Genomic DNA, 16,871 nt, shown 5'->3' with positions numbered 1-16,871 from the left:
ATTTTGAAAAAGGGTATTTAGAAATAACGGTATTTTGTCGATATTAAATTATAGAGTAATATTGTGTTTCGAAAGGGGACAAAATGGCAAAGAAAGTTAGTAAGTTATTAAAAGGTGTGGCCATTACAGGAGCTGCCGTTGGTGGGGGAATTTCAGCTGACGGGGCAAATTTAGCTTATGCTATGGAAGAAAACGATGACGGAACATTAAGCATAGCTGTTAGTGAGGAAACAACACAAGAGACAATTGTTGAATCTGAATTACATGAGGAATCTCCAGTGGAAGTAGCTGAAGTGGTTACAGAACCTGAGGAGACAAGCGAAGTAATCAGTGAGGAAATTACATCAGCAAGTCTCACAGATGAGGAAATATACCAATCTTTAGAAGCGTCTTTATCTGAGGAGGATATAGCTTTAGCGTCTACCTCAGAATTTCAATCTGAATCCTTAGAAAGCACAAGCACTAGCCTTTCTGAGGCGATAGTAGAAACTACCACAAATTATGAAAATGAATCACAGGCTTTTGCAGAGTCTCCTTATGCAAAGGATGGTGTGGATGAGCTTGAGAAAGAAGCGAAGGAAGCACTTAAGAATTCTGACGACGTAATTGAAAAGGTTGCTGAACAAAACAAGAGACTTGATGGTAACAACTTCTACACCAAGGATGTGGCTCGAAATCTTGCATTTGAAATGATTAAGTACAAGCTGCTTATTACAGGGGAGGTTGATGCAGTTCACGCAAATAATATTGAGTATTCTTTCTATACAAATGACGGATACGAGAATCATCATTTTGTAATTAAGTACTCAAAGCTTATAGATGGAACTCTTACCTATCAGGAGAGATATTATGATTATGTAACCTGTGACCATGATGGAAATTCTCTATTCCATGATAATAATAATTCCGAGGATATTGCAAAAAATGTTGGTGGTATCAATGTAGTAGAGAAGAGCCCTATTTATTCTAACCAGAGCAAGCAGCAGATTGCATATAAGGGCACAGATTACGCAGAAAAGTATACCTACAAGCAGAGAATTGGCTTCGAGAAAAACGATGCCGGCTCTACAAAGGGTGTGGATTGGTACACAAGAGACCAGTTTTTAGCTGATCTTGCTAATCATCAGGCTTATAAGGATAACATTGCAGCTTATTCATCACAGCTTACAAGTCTTTCAAATTATGTTTCAGAGCTTATGGATTCTACAAGCGCAAGCATTTCTGCTTCAGAAAGTGCAGCAGTTGAAAGATACAATTCAATCAGCCAGATGAGAGCACAGTCTGAATCAGCTAGAATTCAAAAGAGTGAAAGCCTTTCAGCTAGTGAAAGTATTTCCACAAGTGAGAGCCTTTCAGTAAGCGAGAGTCTTTCAACCAGCGAAAGTATTTCAGTAAGCGAAAGCCTTTCAGTAAGCGAAAGCATTTCAACCAGCGAAAGCCTTGCGGCAGCAGCAAGAGCAGCAAGGGGTGCAGCAGCCTCAGCAAGTGCATCATCTACAGCGGCAGCAGCTGTTACATCATCAGTACCAGCACCAGTGGCAGCGGAAGCAGACACAGAGGTTCAGGTGGTACAGAATGCTTCGGTTAATACTACAGCAAATACTCCAGCAAACGGCAATGCAGGAGTAGCTGGCAGAGTGGTTGGTGACGAGGTCACTCCACTTGCTGTTGTGGAGGACGAGCTTGAGGAGGCGGCTCCACATACTATTAGAACAATACCTGAGGAAGTTATTAACAATTCTCAGATCGGTGATGAGGATGTAGCTAAGAGTGCTAAAGATTTGAAGGCATCCTCACAAGGTGGATTTTTGTTTGCTCTTTTGGCGGCCATCATTGGAAAACGTACTTACGATAAGACTAAAAAGGAAACGGACGAACAAATTTAAAGAATGAATAAAAAATTCTTTCCTAAAACACTAATTCAGAAGCTATTATTTACCCTGATTATAATGGTGGGTTACCTGATTGGGCGTGAGCTGCCATTATATGGGGTGGATTTAGCTGCATATGATGCATTTAGAAACACATCTGATGATTTAATCATGCAGACAATAGGTGGAGATAGATACAAGACCTCCGTACTGGCTCTTGGTATATCTCCATTTATGTTTTCTATGCTGCTTGTACAGATGATTGTGGCTACAAAAAATGCAGATGGAAAGTCACATACTTCACCTAAAAAAGTGACACGCGTGACTCTTATTGTTATGTTCATTTGGGCCGTCATTCAGGCCTTTTTCACAGCAAAATCAACTATATATGTATATCAGGGTGGCTTGGAGCTGATTATAGCCCAAATAATTGCGGGCATAGAATTAGTTACCGGCGCTTTTATTATTTTATGGTTTGCAACCAGAAATGGTAAATACGGCATCGGAGGGCAAACCATTTTGATATATGTAAATATTTTGGATGGTATCGTAAATACGGTACGAGGTACGGAATTAAAAAATCTGATTCTCATAGGAAGCATATCTATTGCGGCGCTGATTTTTACAGTGATTTTCGAAAACAGCGAATACAGAATTCCTATGCAAAGAATATCAATTCACAATATTTATTCTGATAAAAACTATATCCCTATAAAGCTAAATCCTATAGGAATGATGCCTGTAATGTTTGCAGCAGCCTTTTTCATGCTGCCGGTTTATGTGGTTATGGCTTTAAGCGAGCTATTTCCGAAAAATCAAAACATTATCTGGCTTAAGGAAAACATGGATACCTCACATGTGCTGGGGGTTTGTGTTTACGTAGCTGTTTTATACGTAATTACCATAGTTTTTTCATTTGTATTTATCAGCCCCAAAAATCTTGCGGAGAATATGCAAAAATCTGGAGATAGCATTACAGGGCTTAGAACAGGTAAAAAGACCAAGAGGTATATTTCAATCAGGGTATTTTTGATAGGCCTTTATTCAGCCTTCTTTACCAGTCTTTTTATTGCAGTTCCGTTGTATCTGGCAATAAGAGGATATGTTCCTCAGTCAGTAATGAGCTTGCCATCTATAATGATTGCCCTTGCCAGCATCAACTGTAATTTGTATCGAGAGATTAGAGCCGTAAAGGATTACGACGCTTACATACCATTTATTTAATAGGAGAATCTATGCTTTATTTTATTCCAGCCTGGTATCAACAGAATACATGGAAAGAGCTTGAGCAGAACTGGCACACCCGTAGAATGCATACGGAGTTTGATGACACGGTAAAGCAGGTTCAGATGTTTCACCGCAGTGGTATGAGGGAGTTTAAGATACTGCTTTTGAGCCACACACCAAACTTCAGGCACTTTTTGCATAGGCAGGGAGTTTATCATGCCCGCTACTGGTCTTGTTTTGATGCCATTCAGGAAGTGAAAAGAAAGAAAGCTCAGGTCTTTTCCTTCCACAATCTGGACTGGCCAAAGAATGTTGAGTTTGTTTATACACCTTATGTGGTGCTTGCCTTTTTGAATGGTGAGAAGTACGCCCAGATAAATTTTGGCGAAGCTGGCAATCCTATTGAAGTAAGCATGTACAAAAAGGATGTGCTGGTTAGACGAAATATTTACGATGATAGAGGCTTCGTATCAGCTACGGAATTGTATGAGGATGGAGTTATCGCATATACGGATTACTTAACGGAAAAGGGTGTTGTGAAAATGCGTGTGTACCAGGATACAGGAATTGTGGATATCAATCCAAAGAGCAATACCTATCTGGTGACAAATGATGAAAATGATGAAGCTAAAACCTTTAGCAAGCTTCGATACGACAGCTTATCAGAGGTGATAATGGAGGTGTTTGAAGCTCATGTGCTTACCGATGAGGAGGACGGGGTTTACTGTGTGGCAATGCATGAATTAAACATCATGCCACTGAAAACACTTATGGATAAAAAGAGATGTATTTTGTCATTTTATGGAGACAGATACAGAATTAAGGACCATCCTGAGGGAAAGGTATTTGTGAAGAAGGCAGGCTATATCATCACAGATTCAGAGGCCACAACCAGATATCTGAAGCGAGAGATGGAGGAGGAAATTGACAATGTAATTGATATTTCCCCTTACGATTCCCGCATGGATTTTGGTATCAGTGAGCAGCTCACAGTTCAAAAGATATTAGTGCCAGTGGATGATTTGCCGGAGGATAGATTCAGGAGCTTGATGATTGCCCTGGCCCAGTATCTATGTGAAAACGAAAAGGCCATGGTTCATATATTTACAAGAAATGCCCAGTTTGATTTGCCCGAAATATTGATAAACAAAATCGCAACCATTATTGAAGAGGCAGGCTTTGATCCTAAAATGGCACTGGGCGAGGATGAAAACGAAGACGATGCTGAAAATAAAATGGTAGATGAAAGCGAGAACGAGGTTTTGGGCAGATTTGTAGTGGAGCAGTGTGTAGATGAATTATCTGTAAGCAAGTGCATCAGGGAGCAGCGCATTATGATAGATATGCGACACAACCCGGATTTGTATCTTCAGATAAACTGCATCAGTTCAGCTATTCCACAGATTGTAAGGCGCGAAACCCAGTACATGCAAAATGGCTACAACGGTTTTGTGGTAACGGATTTTGAGCGTATACCTGTAGCTCTTGATTATTTTTTAGGAAGTCTTGCCAACTGGAATCAGGCCAAGGTTTATTCCTATGAAATCAGTCAGAAGTTCACCACTAGAAATCTTCTTAAGAAGTGGGAACAGGTGCAAAAAACATTGGAGATTGAGTAAAAGAGGCTAATATGGAAAAAGCAAGTTGGACCATTTACTGGAATGAATATAGCTCAGATACATATTTGTACGGTTCGAAGGTTGATTTTTTAGGAAAGAATAACGTGCATTTTGAAAATGAATTAATGCCACCGGGAACCATTATTAAGGAGTGGTATTCAATGACAAATTATCAGGACCAGAGAATCGAGCCGGCGCTTCCTATCATCGATGGGGAAAGCAAATACCACATCATAATCGATATAGATACCCCAGGTGACACAGGCTATCTGATTCGTTTGGTGTTTTTAGACCGATACGAAAGGGAAGCTGGAGATTTTACTATCAGAAATAAGGAGGCAGATTTCAGCTGCCCACTAAAGACTTATAGCTACAGAATGCAACTTATTAACGCTGGAATGAAGGAATTTGTTTATCATTCCATTACCATTGAAGAGTTGGATTAATATGAAGATTGTTAAAACAAAAAGAACGGTAAAAAAGTTAATAAAGGAGCTAAACAAGGTCAAGGCCTACAAGTCTGGAATGGAAGGTCTTTCTGATGAAATGCTAAAGGACCTTACAGAAAGCTTTCGTAAGAGATACGAGGGGGGCGAGTCCTTAGACAGCATTCTCCCAGAAGCCTTTGCGGCTATGTGCGAGGCGGATAAAAGAGTTCTTGGCATGTATCCCTTTGATGTGCAAATCCTTGCAGGCATCGCTCTGCACCGAGGCTATCTGGCGGAAATGAACACAGGGGAGGGGAAAACTCTCACTGCCACACTTCCTATGTATCTAAATGGCCTTACCAAAAAGGGGGCCATACTTGTTACCAACAACGAGTATCTGGCTTTAAGAGATGCGGAGGAGATGGGGCCAGCCTATGAATTTATGGGACTTTCCGTTAGGGCTGGCGTAAAGCAGGATGAATCTGAAAGATTTGAAAACTCCGAGAAGAAGGAAATCTACAGTGCGGATATCGTATATACCACTCACTCGGCATTGGGCTTTGATTATCTGATAAACAATCTGGTGAAATCCTCCCAGGAAAGATTTTTAAGGCCTTTTAATTACATAATTATAGACGAGGCGGATTCGGTGCTTTTGGATAGCGCCAGCACACCTCTTGTAATATCAGGTGCACCAAGGGTTCAATCTAATCTGTATGAGTCGGCAGATTTCTTTGTGAGAACCTTACGTGAAAATGAGGATTACGAGGTGGAGGAGAAAAACGTATGGTTCACTGAAAAGGGCTTGGCCTATGCAGAGCAATATTTTGGAATAGACAATATTTTCAGCACAGAGAATTTTGAGATATATCGACATTTGGTTCTGGCACTGCGTGCCCACAAAATCATTGAAAAGGGCACTGAATATATGATTACAGAGTCTGGGGAGATAGCACTTATCGACGCCAGCTCAGGACGAGTATTAAACGGAGTAAAGCTTCGAGGCGGTCAGCATCAGGCTATTGAATGCAAGGAGCATTTAAAGATAACTCAGGAAAATCGTTCCATGGCATCCATCACCTATCAGAATTTCTTCTCCATGTTTCCGAAGATGTCGGGCATGAGCGGAACCATCTACGATGCCAAGGATGAATTGTACGAGGTTTACGGTAAAGAGGTGGTGGTGATTCCTACCAATCATCCTATTAAGAGAGTGGATTGTCCGGACTGGTATTTCAGCGATTCCAGCAAGCAGTTTGAGGCGGCTATAAAGCTGGCGGTGAAAAAGCATGACAGTGGCCAGCCGGTACTGATTGTTACCACCATGATTTCCGACACAGAAATCATCTCCCATATGCTGGTGGAGGAGGGAATTCCTCATTCAGTTTTAAATGCCAACAATGCTTTCTGGGAGGCAAATATCATCAAGGAAGCAGGCCAGTTGGGAGCCATGACCGTGGCAACCTCTATGGCAGGACGTGGAACAGACATAAAGCTTGGCCCTGGAGTGAAGGCACTGGGTGGGCTTGCAGTAATTGGCGTAGGCAGAATGCTGAATGTAAGAGATGAGCGTCAGGCCAGAGGCCGTGCAGGTAGACAGGGAGATCCGGGCTACAGCAGATTTATCGTTTCTCTTGAGGATGACATTGTGGAGAAGGGAGCAGACACTGAAAAGCTAAAGAAGTACATCGATGGAGAAAAACGTATAAGCGATAGGCGAGTGAAGCACATCGTAAACAATGCCCAAAAGATAAATGAGGAAATGGGAAGCCTAAGCAGAAAGACCGCCAAGGATTACGACATAGTGCTTCAGCTGGAGCGCCAGCTTATGTACGATACAAGGGATATGCTTTTAGACGGAGGAACTGTTGAAAAAAGCAGAATCCTAAAGATAGCAGAGGAAAATGTAGATAACTTTCTGGCAGAGCACAGGAAGCTACAGCTGTGGGAATTGAATCGATTTTTGCTGGATAATATTTCCTACAAATTGGATAGGGACGTGCACTATCTGGACCTTCGCAGCCGTGGCAAGGTGAAGGACTATATTATGAATAGGGTGGAGCAGTCCTTGGCAGAAAAGAGACAAGCTGTCAATTCTGAAAACACAATGAATGATTTTGTCAGAGTTTCGGCTTTATCAGCAATCGATTCGGCGTGGATTGAGCAGGTGGATTATTTGCAGCAGCTGCAGCCGGCAGTTTCCGGACGAAGCAGCGCCCAAAGAAATCTTATGTTTGAGTATCAGGCGGAGGCTCTTGAATCCTTCAGAAAAATGGAGAAAACCATAAAAAGGAATATCATCCGCAACATCTTGCTGTCAGAAGTAAGAATGGATAATAAGAATAAACTAAAAATTATTCTTCCGTAAAAAGAGGGGCAACTATGATTTACAACTTTAATCTAGGCATTGGCTGGGCGTCCTCGGGTGTGGAATATGCCCAAAGCTATCGTGCCAAGGTTCTTCGAAATATAAATAAGCCAGCGAAATTCATCTTCACTGATATGTTTCCAAGGGATAATCTAATCGACATGACCAGAAACATCGGCTTCGAGGATGATGAGATAATTTGGCTTTATACCTTTTTTACAGACTACAAGCCAGAGCCTGTCACCTTTACATTGGAGGATTTGAAGGGGCTGCTTCAGGTACCTGTGGAAAAATATGAAAGAACAGGCAAGACTGGAAAAATCATCTTTGGTGATGGAAATAATTATTTCAGAATCTATTTCGTAAATGCGGATAGTGATTATGTCCATCGTGTGGAGATGGTTTCCAGGGGAAGACTTGTGAGAAAAGATTACTACATGAGCGGCCGAGTCTTTTCGGAATACTATGCACCTTTGGATGGTCAGGCTCACATGTATCATCGCAGGTTTTTTAATAGGGACGGAAGTGTGGCATACGAGGAAATAAATGATTCCGATAATGTGATGTACAAATTCCCAGATAAGCTGATATATAGCAAGGAGGAGTTGATAGGGTACATGACAAAGTGCTTGGGGCTTACAGATGATGATATTGTAATCCTTGACAGAACCACTGGGCAGGGCCAGGGAATCCTTGAAAATGTGGGAAATGCCAAGGTGGGAGTTATCATCCATGCAGACCACTACAATGATGGGGCTACCGATGAGGATTATATTCTGTGGAACAATTACTATGAATATGCCTTTGCAATGAATAAATACATCAGCTTTTACGTGACTGCCACAGATTCTCAAAATCAGCTTTTAGGAGCGCAGTTTGAAAAATATATGGGAGTGAAGCCTAGGATAGAGACAATTCCGGTGGGGGCATTGGAGGAGCTGAAGGAAGCTTCGGAAAGAAGAAAGCATTCCTTGATAACAGCATCAAGGCTTGCCACGGAAAAGCATGTGGACTGGCTGGTGGATGCAGTGGTGGAGGCCCATGAGCGGGTGCCTGATATCACATTTGATATCTACGGCAGAGGTACTGCGGAGGAGGCCTTGAAGCAACAGATTGAAAGTAAGAATGCCACTTCGTATATACGATTGATGGGACATCATGACCTGGAGGATGTGTACGCTACTTACGATGCCTACATATCAGGCTCCACAAGCGAGGGCTTTGGCCTGACCCTTATGGAGGCTGTTGGGGCAGGTCTTCCTATTATAGGCTTCGATGTGCAATACGGAAATAAGAATTTTATCGACGAAGGTAAGAATGGATATAGGCTGCCATACAATACGGGGATGGAAAAGCGCAGGCGCCAGAAGGAATTTGTGGATGCTATAGTGAAGCTATTTACAGAGGATGACTTGGAGGCTATGCGGGATTATTCCTACCAGATGGCCAAGGAGTACCTTTCTAAAGAGGTGGAGGCAAAATGGAAGAAGCTAGTAGAGACAGTATAGTCTTATTATTTGATTATTTTAATAGGCAAAGCCAGGATTTGCTGGCATCCTTTCAGGCAGCAGGCTATGAGATAAATGCAGCAGTCATTAACGATGATGGATTTTTGCCGGATTCGGTAGAAAATGTTTTTGAGTATTTCTTAGGAAGCTTTGAAAATCCAGGAGAGGGGCCAGGCAAGCCACTTTACTTTAATCAGATTAAGGTTCCAGAGTACTGGAAAATCAGCGGAACGGGAAATGGCGGAAGCATATACGATATGTCAACAGAGCGCGGTCGAATCTTTTATGCCCAGCCTAAAAACAAAAGGCTGGTAAGGGTTGTGGACTGGCTGGATGATAAGGGGCAGGTGAGAGCAAGCGACCATTACAATAAATACGGCTACCTGTATGCCAGAACCTTGTTTAATAAAATCTCCCAGAAGGTTACCAAATCCTACTTTAACAAGAGTGGGCAGGAGATTGTAGTGGAGAATTTTGTGACAGGGGACATCATTTTAAATTATGGTGGAAAGACTTTATTCTTTAAAAATAGGACGGAATTTGTAAAGCATTATTTTGAAGTGAAGGGCTTAACTGACAAGAGAATCTTCTTTAATTCACTGTCGGTGCCATTTTTTGTATCCAACGCATTGCCTGTTTCTAGCCGAGGTAAGGAAGATATTCTTTTTTGGCAGGAGCACACAGGTGAGGAAATACCTGGCAATATGAAGATGATTTTTGATGGCAATGCCCCTAGGTGTGGCAGGGTAATAGTGCAGAATCGTCCTTCCTATGAAAAGCTAAGGCAGCTGAAGGCTCCTTCAAATATGATTTCGGAGCTTGGATTTATTTACCCATTTGAGCGAGAAAATCTAGGACGCCCAACAGCCTTAATCTGTACAAACACCGAGAATGTGGAAAAGCTGAAGGAGCTTTTAGAGGCTCTGCCAGAAATGCAATTCCATGTGGCGGCTTTAACAGAAATGTCGGCAAAGCTGTTGGCACATGAAAAATATGACAATGTGGTGATGTATCCCAATGTGAGAATGTCTCAGCTGGATAGTTTATTTTTGGAATGCGATTTTTATTTGGACATCAATCACGAAGGGGAGATTGTTGAGGCCACAAGAAGAGCATTTTTAAATAATCAGTTAATTCTGACATTTATTGAAACTGCTCACGGATTAGGCTATACTGCCACAGAAAACAGATTTTATGTAAAAAACTTCAAAAAACTGATAGAACGCCTGAATGAGTTGTCAAAAACACCAGAAAGCCTTTATAAATCAGTGTTAAGCCAACAAAAATACGCACTTTCAGCTAATTCAGATGATTACAAATTTAATTAAATATGGAAACTAATGTCTGACAGTAGGGTTTTAGTGAAAAAGTGCACAAAAAACTCTACTGTTTTTTTATACTTTGTATAGTATTTTTTGTTTGATATGGTCTGTTAAGTGTGTTTAAATAGAAAAGGACTCTCCGAAACCCCGTTTATTCCGAGAGACCAAAAAATGTTTTTTTTTTAATTTAGGAGGATATTGTAATGGCTAACAAATGGGTTTACATGTTTAGCGAAGGCGACATGACAATGCGAAATTTACTCGGTGGTAAAGGTGCAAACCTTGCTGAGATGACAAGTATCGGACTTCCTGTACCACAGGGATTCACAATTACAACAGAGGCTTGTACACAGTACTACGAGGATGGACGCAAGATTAATGATGAAATCATGGCTCAGGCTATGGAAGGTGTTAAGAAGATGGAAGAGATCAACGGCAAGAAGTTCGGCGATCTTAAGAATCCACTTTTAGTTTCAGTTCGTTCAGGTGCTCGTGCATCTATGCCAGGTATGATGGATACAATCCTCAACCTTGGTCTTAACGATGAAGTTGTTAACGCAATGATCGCTGGTAATCCAGATCCAGCTTTCGAGCGTTTCGTATATGATTCATATAGAAGATTTATCCAGATGTTCTCAGATGTAGTTATGGAAGTAGGTAAGAAGTACTTCGAGCAGCTCATCGATGAGATGAAGGAAAAGAAGGGTGTTAAGTTTGACGTAGATCTTACAGCTGCTGACCTTAAGGAGCTTGCAGAGCAGTTCAAGGCAGAGTACAAGAAGCAGCTTGGTTCTGAGTTCCCTTCAGATCCAGTAGAGCAGTTAAAGCTCGCTATCGAGGCAGTATTCCGTTCATGGGACAACCCTCGTGCAAACGTTTACAGAAGAGATAACGATATCCCTTATTCATGGGGTACAGCAGTTAACGTAATGCCTATGGTATTCGGTAACTTAAATAACGAGTCTGGTACTGGTGTTGCATTCACTCGTGACCCAGCTACAGGCGAGAACAAGCTTATGGGTGAGTTCCTTATCAACGCACAGGGCGAGGACGTAGTTGCTGGTGTTCGTACACCAATGCCAATCGCTCAGATGGAGAAGGAGTTCCCAGAAGCATACGCAGAGTTCATCAAGGTATGTGAGACACTTGAGAATCACTACCATGATATGCAGGATATGGAGTTTACAGTAGAGAACAAGAAGCTTTACATGCTCCAGTGCCGTAACGGTAAGAGAACAGCTCCAGCTGCTCTTAAGATTGCTTGCGACCTTGTTGATGAGGGACACAAGACACCAGAAGAAGCTGTAGCAATGATCGACCCACGTAACCTTGACACACTTCTTCATCCACAGTTCGAGGCTGCTGCTCTTAAGGCTGCAACTCCACTTGGTAAGGGTCTTGGCGCATCTCCAGGTGCTGCTTGTGGTAAGGTTGTATTTACAGCAGACGATGCTGAGGCTTGGGCTGCTAGAGGAGAAAAGGTAGTTCTTGTACGTCTTGAGACATCTCCAGAAGATATCACAGGTATGAAGGCTGCTCAGGGTATCCTTACAGTTCGTGGTGGTATGACATCACACGCTGCCGTTGTTGCTCGTGGTATGGGTACATGCTGTGTATCTGGTTGCGGCGACATCGCTATGGATGAGGAGAACAAGAAGTTCACTCTTGCAGGCACAACATTTACAGAGGGTTCTGAAATCTCTATCGATGGTACAACAGGTAACATCTACGCTGGTATCATCCCAACAGTTGATGCTACAATCGCTGGTGAGTTCGGCCGTGTAATGGCTTGGGCTGACGAGTTCAGAACACTTAAGGTTCGTACAAATGCAGATACTCCAGCTGATGCTAAGAAGGCTAGAGAGCTTGGTGCAGAAGGTATCGGTCTTTGCCGTACAGAGCACATGTTCTTCGAGGCTGACAGAATCGCTGCTTTCCGCGAGATGATCTGCTCAGATACAGAGGAAGAGAGAGAAGTTGCTCTTGATAAGATTCTTCCTTATCAGCAGGGAGACTTCAAGGCTCTTTACGAAGCACTTGAGGGTTGCCCAGTTACAATCAGATTCCTTGATCCACCTCTTCACGAATTCGTTCCTACAGAGGATGCTGATATCGAGAAGCTTGCAAAGGCTAAGAATAAGTCAGTAGAGGAAATCAGAAACATCTGCGAGTCACTCCACGAGTTCAACCCAATGATGGGTCACAGAGGATGCCGTCTTGCAGTTACATATCCTTCAATTGCTAAGATGCAGACAAAGGCTGTTATCCGTGCAGCACTTGAAGTACAGAAGGCTCATCCAGATTGGAATGTTAAGCCTGAAATCATGATCCCACTTGTATGTGAGGTTAAGGAGCTTAAGTATGTTAAGGACGTTGTTGTAGAGACAGCTGATGCTGAAATCGCAGCAGCAGGTGCTAAGCTTGAATATGAAGTTGGTACAATGATTGAAATCCCACGTGCAGCTCTTACAGCTGACGAAATCGCTAAGGAAGCTGACTTCTTCTGCTTCGGTACAAACGACCTTACACAGATGACATTTGGTTTCTCTCGTGATGATGCTGGTAAGTTCTTAAATGCTTACTATGACACAAAGATCTTCGAGAACGATCCATTTGCTAAGCTTGACCAGACAGGTGTTGGTAAGCTTATGGAGACAGCTATCAAGCTTGGTAAGCCAGTAAATCCAAACCTTCACGTAGGTATCTGTGGTGAGCACGGTGGAGATCCATCTTCAGTAGAGTTCTGCCACAAGATTGGTCTTGACTATGTATCATGCTCTCCATTCAGAGTACCAATTGCTAGACTTGCAGCAGCACAGGCAGCTATCGCCGAGAAACACTAATTGAAAATGCGCTATTTCTGGGAACATTTGAGATTCCAAAATCTTACATACAGAAAGCTGCAAAGCTCTACTATGGAGAGCACCGCAGATTTCGGTTCCCAGAAAAGCTTGAATTTAAGCTGTTTCTAGTATAGGGAGTCATTTTGACTCCCTATATTTTTACCTAAAAATGAAAAAAGTTTTGGGTATAAGCTTATAGGCAAAAAAATTTTATATGGCATATAATTGATGCGTTCTGGGAATTATTATAAGGTAATTTCAAGGACGCATTTTTTATGAAAAATTAAAAACCGGCCGAATTGTTCCGGTCAAGGAGGGTTTGAAAATGAGCATTTTTACAGCGAATAAGCTTAGAGAAACAAGAGAAAAGATGGGTTTATCTCAAACTGATGTGGCGAAGATGATGCATATTAATGATAGAACCCTAAGAAAAATTGAATCAAATGAGCGACAGGTTACCGCAGATGAGATTATAGAGTTTGCAAAACTTTATAAGGTTGATGTTCGAGAATTATTATTAGAATCCTACGCCGAGGAAAGTGAAGAGCAGATTCTTTGTAATCGATACATTTCCTTATGTAGGTTATATGACCAGCTTTCTACTAAGGATAAAGAAGATGTTTTCTGGGTAATTAAGCAAAGAATTGCTGGATTAATATAACCTATAAGCTTATAACCTTAATTTTTTAAAATATTTTCTTTTTTAAAATATGAGATGTGATAAGCTTATAAGGTAATTTAAATTAAGAATCGGAGTTTGAAGTTTTTAATGAAAGATAAGAAGTCAAATAAATGGATTCTACATAAGGGGAAGAAAGTTACAGATATTTTTGAAGTGCTCAGAAAAATGCCTGAAGTAAAGATTAAATATGCACTTTGTTCACCTGTAGTATTTGTATGTGGTTTAGTTCCAACAATGCTTATGGGTAATCAAAATAACACCATTTATTGGAAGTTTTTGTTAGGGGCTTTTGCAATAGTTTCTATAATGAGTCTGATTTTTATGTTTATTGCTTCTCTAGAGAATGATGCTGAATATCGACACATTAAAATGTTATTTGTTTTTAAGGAAGAAACGTTATTTTCTTTTGTCATTCCTACGGTTATAAGCGCATATTATGTGCTTAATAGTGTTGCTGTTTGTGTAACTATTTTAGTGACATGCATTATTCTAAGAGGAATTAAAATTTGGTCTCTTGAAAGAAAAATTAAAAACGGCACGTATGGATATCATATGGATGCTATAGTGAATACGACACTTATAGGAATTGCTTCAATGGCTGGAGTTTTTGGATTTAGGATATTTGTTAACTTAGAAACATTTGGAGCATACAGTTTAGCTTTTAATCTTATTATTGTTTGGCTTGTAATTATTGTTTTATTGATAGTATTTATGATTGAACCTATAGTTGCAATTAGAAGGTTTCATAGAGACAAGTGCAAGATAAAAAGATAAATTCAAAGTTGTCGCCCTAATTGAATATTGAACGTTACATAGCAGTTATTTCAATCGAGATAGCTGCTATTTTTGTGCTCATTTTGAGCAGTAACTATTCACTATTCAAAGGAGGTAGACAATGGACTACGAGAAATTCAAACAGGACATGGAGCAGGATGTACTAAAGAATCTTGCAAACAGGGGAATCGAAGCGGAGACCGATGTTCGGCACATTGATAAGTTGAACGATGGATACGATGCTTTGACAGTGAAAGCACCGGGAAGTGTGATTGGTGTAAACATCAATCTCAGCAGTGCTTTTGAAGCGTATGAGGATGGAAGGGATTATATCGATATCGTGGAGAGAGCTTCTGATCAGGCTGCGAAGGGAATCACAGAGTCAAAGAGCTTTGATATCGATAAGGTCAATGACTATGACCAGATGAAGCAGACGCTTTCCATGGAAGTGGTATCAGCAGAGAGAAATGCTGACATGCTTGAGAAGGTTCCTCACAAGAACATTGAAGACATGGCGGTGGTATATCGCTTTGTTTTGGATACTTCAGATGAGGGAAGAGCCAGCATTCTAGTGACAAATCAGCTTCTTGATTCCTATGGTATCACAGCAGATCAGCTTCATGAAGATGCCATGACAATCGCTCCGGAACTTCGTCCGGCAGTGATTAAGACTATGTCTGAGACATTGCAGGAAATGATGGGCGATGAGGCCTTTATGATGATGGGCATGCCGATAGCACCACCAGAGAATGAGCCACTTTTTGTAGCCACAGTTCCAGATAAGGTGCAGGGCGCTAGCGTACTTGTTTACCAGGATTTCATGGAGCAGGCGGCTGAGAGAGTTGGCGGTGATTTCTATGTGTTACCTTCATCAATCCATGAAATTCTCTTGGTAAGAGATGATGGAAGTATGAACCGCGCAGACTTAGAAGACATGGTTCGCACAGTAAATGCTACCGAGGTTCAGCCGGAAGATATCCTCACAGATAGTGTTTATCACTATGATTCCAAGGATAAGGTCTTTGAACTGGCTGAGAAGTTCGAGGAGCGTACTGCCACAAAGCAGCGTGAATCAGCTCTTGATAAGCTTGCTGATAAGAAGCGTGAAGCTCCAATTCATGAAAGTGTCACTCGTCCTCATGACCGTGGTGGCGAGGCGTTGTAATGAATAAAAAGACAGGCAAGAAGCCCTCTGCCTGTAGAGGATGTCCTTACGGGAAGCATCAGCCATGCATCGGCTGGTGCACCCGTAAAATCCTGGAAGAGATGAGATTGTTAAAGGAGAAGAAAAAATGACGTTTGATTATTTCTATGGTCGCGAAAGCGACCTTTTTTCATTTGTACGAATTCCAAAGCTTCTGTTCAAGGAAGAACGTCTAAAGCGTCTGTCGTCGGACTCCAAGATTCTCTATGGTCTTCTCTTGGACCGTATGAGCTTATCCGCAAAAAACGGTTGGCAGGATGATGATGGCAGAGTCTATATCATCTACACCATCGATGAGGTGCAGGATGACCTAGGATGTGCCAACAAGAAGGCTGTAAATATCCTCGCAGAGCTTGAAGATATCGGGCTTATCGAAAAGAAACGTCAGGGCTTAACCAAGCCAAATCTCATCTATGTAAAGAACTTTTCATCTGAAGTGTTAAAGGAACATTTCCAGAAATGTCAAAATGACACTTCAGGAAATGTGGAATTGACAGGTCAAGAAGTGTCAAAAGGACGAACAAATAATACTGATAATAACAATACTGATTTTAGTGATACTGATTCTATTCCATTCCATTCTGACAGGATACGGCTCTATCGTGAGTCACCACAGGAAAATGGAATGGAAGGGAATGGAAATGATGCATTACAGATTCGTAAAAATTATCAGGATTATGTGGCTGAAAACATCAGCCTTGAGATTTTAAAAGAACGATATCCATATCAACGAGAACTGCTAGATCAATTAGCAGAGCTGATGGTGGATGTTCTTTGTTCGACCAAGGATCGCATCTGTGTTGGAAAAGAGGACAAACCTGCACCGATTGTGAAGGCACAGTTTATGAAGATTAATTCCATGCATATTGAGTACGTGCTAGAAGGGCTTCAGAAGAACACGACTCTCGTTCGTAACACCAGGCAGTATCTGATTACGACGCTTTATAATGCGCCGCTGACGATAGATGCCCATTATGATACGCTTTTTAACCATGACAGAGCAAATGGATTGATTTAGGAGGAGA

Annotated in this window: 12 protein-coding genes; all 12 read left to right on the top strand. The window is 41.5% G+C overall.

Annotated elements, in window-relative coordinates:
* Positions 1–83: 83 nt before the first annotated feature.
* The 12 genes from BM097_RS08810 to BM097_RS08755 all read left to right on the top strand — a co-directional run bounded on the left by BM097_RS08810 (position 84) and on the right by BM097_RS08755 (position 16,864).
* A complete protein-coding gene (locus BM097_RS08810; protein ID WP_090548183.1) occupies positions 84–1,886 on the top strand; it encodes a hypothetical protein in 1,803 nt (600 codons plus the stop codon).
* A 3-nt stretch (positions 1,887–1,889) separates the two neighbouring features.
* A complete protein-coding gene (locus BM097_RS08805; protein ID WP_090548180.1) occupies positions 1,890–3,095 on the top strand; it encodes a hypothetical protein in 1,206 nt (401 codons plus the stop codon).
* Between the two features lie 11 nt (positions 3,096–3,106).
* Positions 3,107–4,717, top strand: coding sequence for an accessory Sec system protein Asp1 (asp1, locus tag BM097_RS08800; protein WP_090548178.1), 1,611 nt, complete (start codon positions 3,107–3,109; stop codon positions 4,715–4,717).
* 11 nt (positions 4,718–4,728) lie between these two features.
* Positions 4,729–5,163, top strand: a complete 435-nt coding sequence (asp3, locus tag BM097_RS08795; RefSeq protein WP_090548176.1) for an accessory Sec system protein Asp3 — start codon at positions 4,729–4,731, stop codon at positions 5,161–5,163.
* A gap of 1 nt (position 5,164) precedes the next feature.
* Complete coding sequence (gene secA2, locus BM097_RS08790) at positions 5,165–7,513, top strand: accessory Sec system translocase SecA2 (protein WP_090548174.1); 2,349 nt, start codon at positions 5,165–5,167, stop codon at positions 7,511–7,513.
* Positions 7,514–7,527: 14 nt separating this feature from the next.
* Positions 7,528–9,021, top strand: a complete 1,494-nt coding sequence (gene gtfA / locus BM097_RS08785) for an accessory Sec system glycosyltransferase GtfA (RefSeq protein ID WP_090548171.1) — start codon at positions 7,528–7,530, stop codon at positions 9,019–9,021.
* A complete protein-coding gene (gtfB, locus tag BM097_RS08780) occupies positions 8,994–10,349 on the top strand; it encodes an accessory Sec system glycosylation chaperone GtfB (RefSeq protein ID WP_090548168.1) in 1,356 nt (451 codons plus the stop codon). The genes gtfA and gtfB overlap by 28 nt, the downstream gene beginning before the upstream one ends.
* A gap of 197 nt (positions 10,350–10,546) precedes the next feature.
* Complete coding sequence (gene ppdK, locus BM097_RS08775; RefSeq protein WP_090548165.1) at positions 10,547–13,186, top strand: pyruvate, phosphate dikinase; 2,640 nt, start codon at positions 10,547–10,549, stop codon at positions 13,184–13,186.
* 325 nt (positions 13,187–13,511) lie between these two features.
* On the top strand, positions 13,512–13,847 hold the full coding sequence (locus tag BM097_RS08770) for a helix-turn-helix transcriptional regulator (RefSeq protein WP_090548162.1): 336 nt from the start codon (positions 13,512–13,514) through the stop codon (positions 13,845–13,847).
* A 108-nt stretch (positions 13,848–13,955) separates the two neighbouring features.
* Positions 13,956–14,642, top strand: coding sequence for a hypothetical protein (locus BM097_RS08765; RefSeq protein ID WP_090479715.1), 687 nt, complete (start codon positions 13,956–13,958; stop codon positions 14,640–14,642).
* 121 nt (positions 14,643–14,763) lie between these two features.
* Positions 14,764–15,807: a DUF5688 family protein gene (locus BM097_RS08760; protein WP_177197420.1), complete on the top strand. Its 1,044-nt coding sequence runs from the start codon at positions 14,764–14,766 to the stop codon at positions 15,805–15,807.
* A 127-nt stretch (positions 15,808–15,934) separates the two neighbouring features.
* Complete coding sequence (locus tag BM097_RS08755) at positions 15,935–16,864, top strand: DUF6017 domain-containing protein (protein WP_090548160.1); 930 nt, start codon at positions 15,935–15,937, stop codon at positions 16,862–16,864.
* Positions 16,865–16,871: the final 7 nt, after the last annotated feature.

It is taken from the genome of Pseudobutyrivibrio sp. OR37, from assembly GCF_900113655.1.
GTDB lineage: Bacteria > Bacillota > Clostridia > Lachnospirales > Lachnospiraceae > Pseudobutyrivibrio.
This window is presented reverse-complemented; position numbering and strand designations above follow the sequence as displayed.

Excerpts from the sequence above, each read along its gene's own strand:
- gtfA (WP_090548171.1), top strand. The coding sequence starts at position 7,528 with ATGATTTACAACTTTAATCTAGGCATTGGCTGGGCGTCCTCGGGTGTG.
- gtfB (WP_090548168.1), top strand. The coding sequence starts at position 8,994 with ATGGAAGAAGCTAGTAGAGACAGTATAGTCTTATTATTTGATTATTTT.
- BM097_RS08805 (WP_090548180.1), top strand. The coding sequence starts at position 1,890 with ATGAATAAAAAATTCTTTCCTAAAACACTAATTCAGAAGCTATTATTT.
- secA2 (WP_090548174.1), top strand. The coding sequence starts at position 5,165 with ATGAAGATTGTTAAAACAAAAAGAACGGTAAAAAAGTTAATAAAGGAG.
- asp1 (WP_090548178.1), top strand. The coding sequence starts at position 3,107 with ATGCTTTATTTTATTCCAGCCTGGTATCAACAGAATACATGGAAAGAG.
- ppdK (WP_090548165.1), top strand. The coding sequence starts at position 10,547 with ATGGCTAACAAATGGGTTTACATGTTTAGCGAAGGCGACATGACAATG.
- asp3 (WP_090548176.1), top strand. The coding sequence starts at position 4,729 with ATGGAAAAAGCAAGTTGGACCATTTACTGGAATGAATATAGCTCAGAT.
- BM097_RS08765 (WP_090479715.1), top strand. The coding sequence starts at position 13,956 with ATGAAAGATAAGAAGTCAAATAAATGGATTCTACATAAGGGGAAGAAA.
- BM097_RS08770 (WP_090548162.1), top strand. The coding sequence starts at position 13,512 with ATGAGCATTTTTACAGCGAATAAGCTTAGAGAAACAAGAGAAAAGATG.
- BM097_RS08810 (WP_090548183.1), top strand. The coding sequence starts at position 84 with ATGGCAAAGAAAGTTAGTAAGTTATTAAAAGGTGTGGCCATTACAGGA.
- BM097_RS08755 (WP_090548160.1), top strand. The coding sequence starts at position 15,935 with ATGACGTTTGATTATTTCTATGGTCGCGAAAGCGACCTTTTTTCATTT.
- BM097_RS08760 (WP_177197420.1), top strand. The coding sequence starts at position 14,764 with ATGGACTACGAGAAATTCAAACAGGACATGGAGCAGGATGTACTAAAG.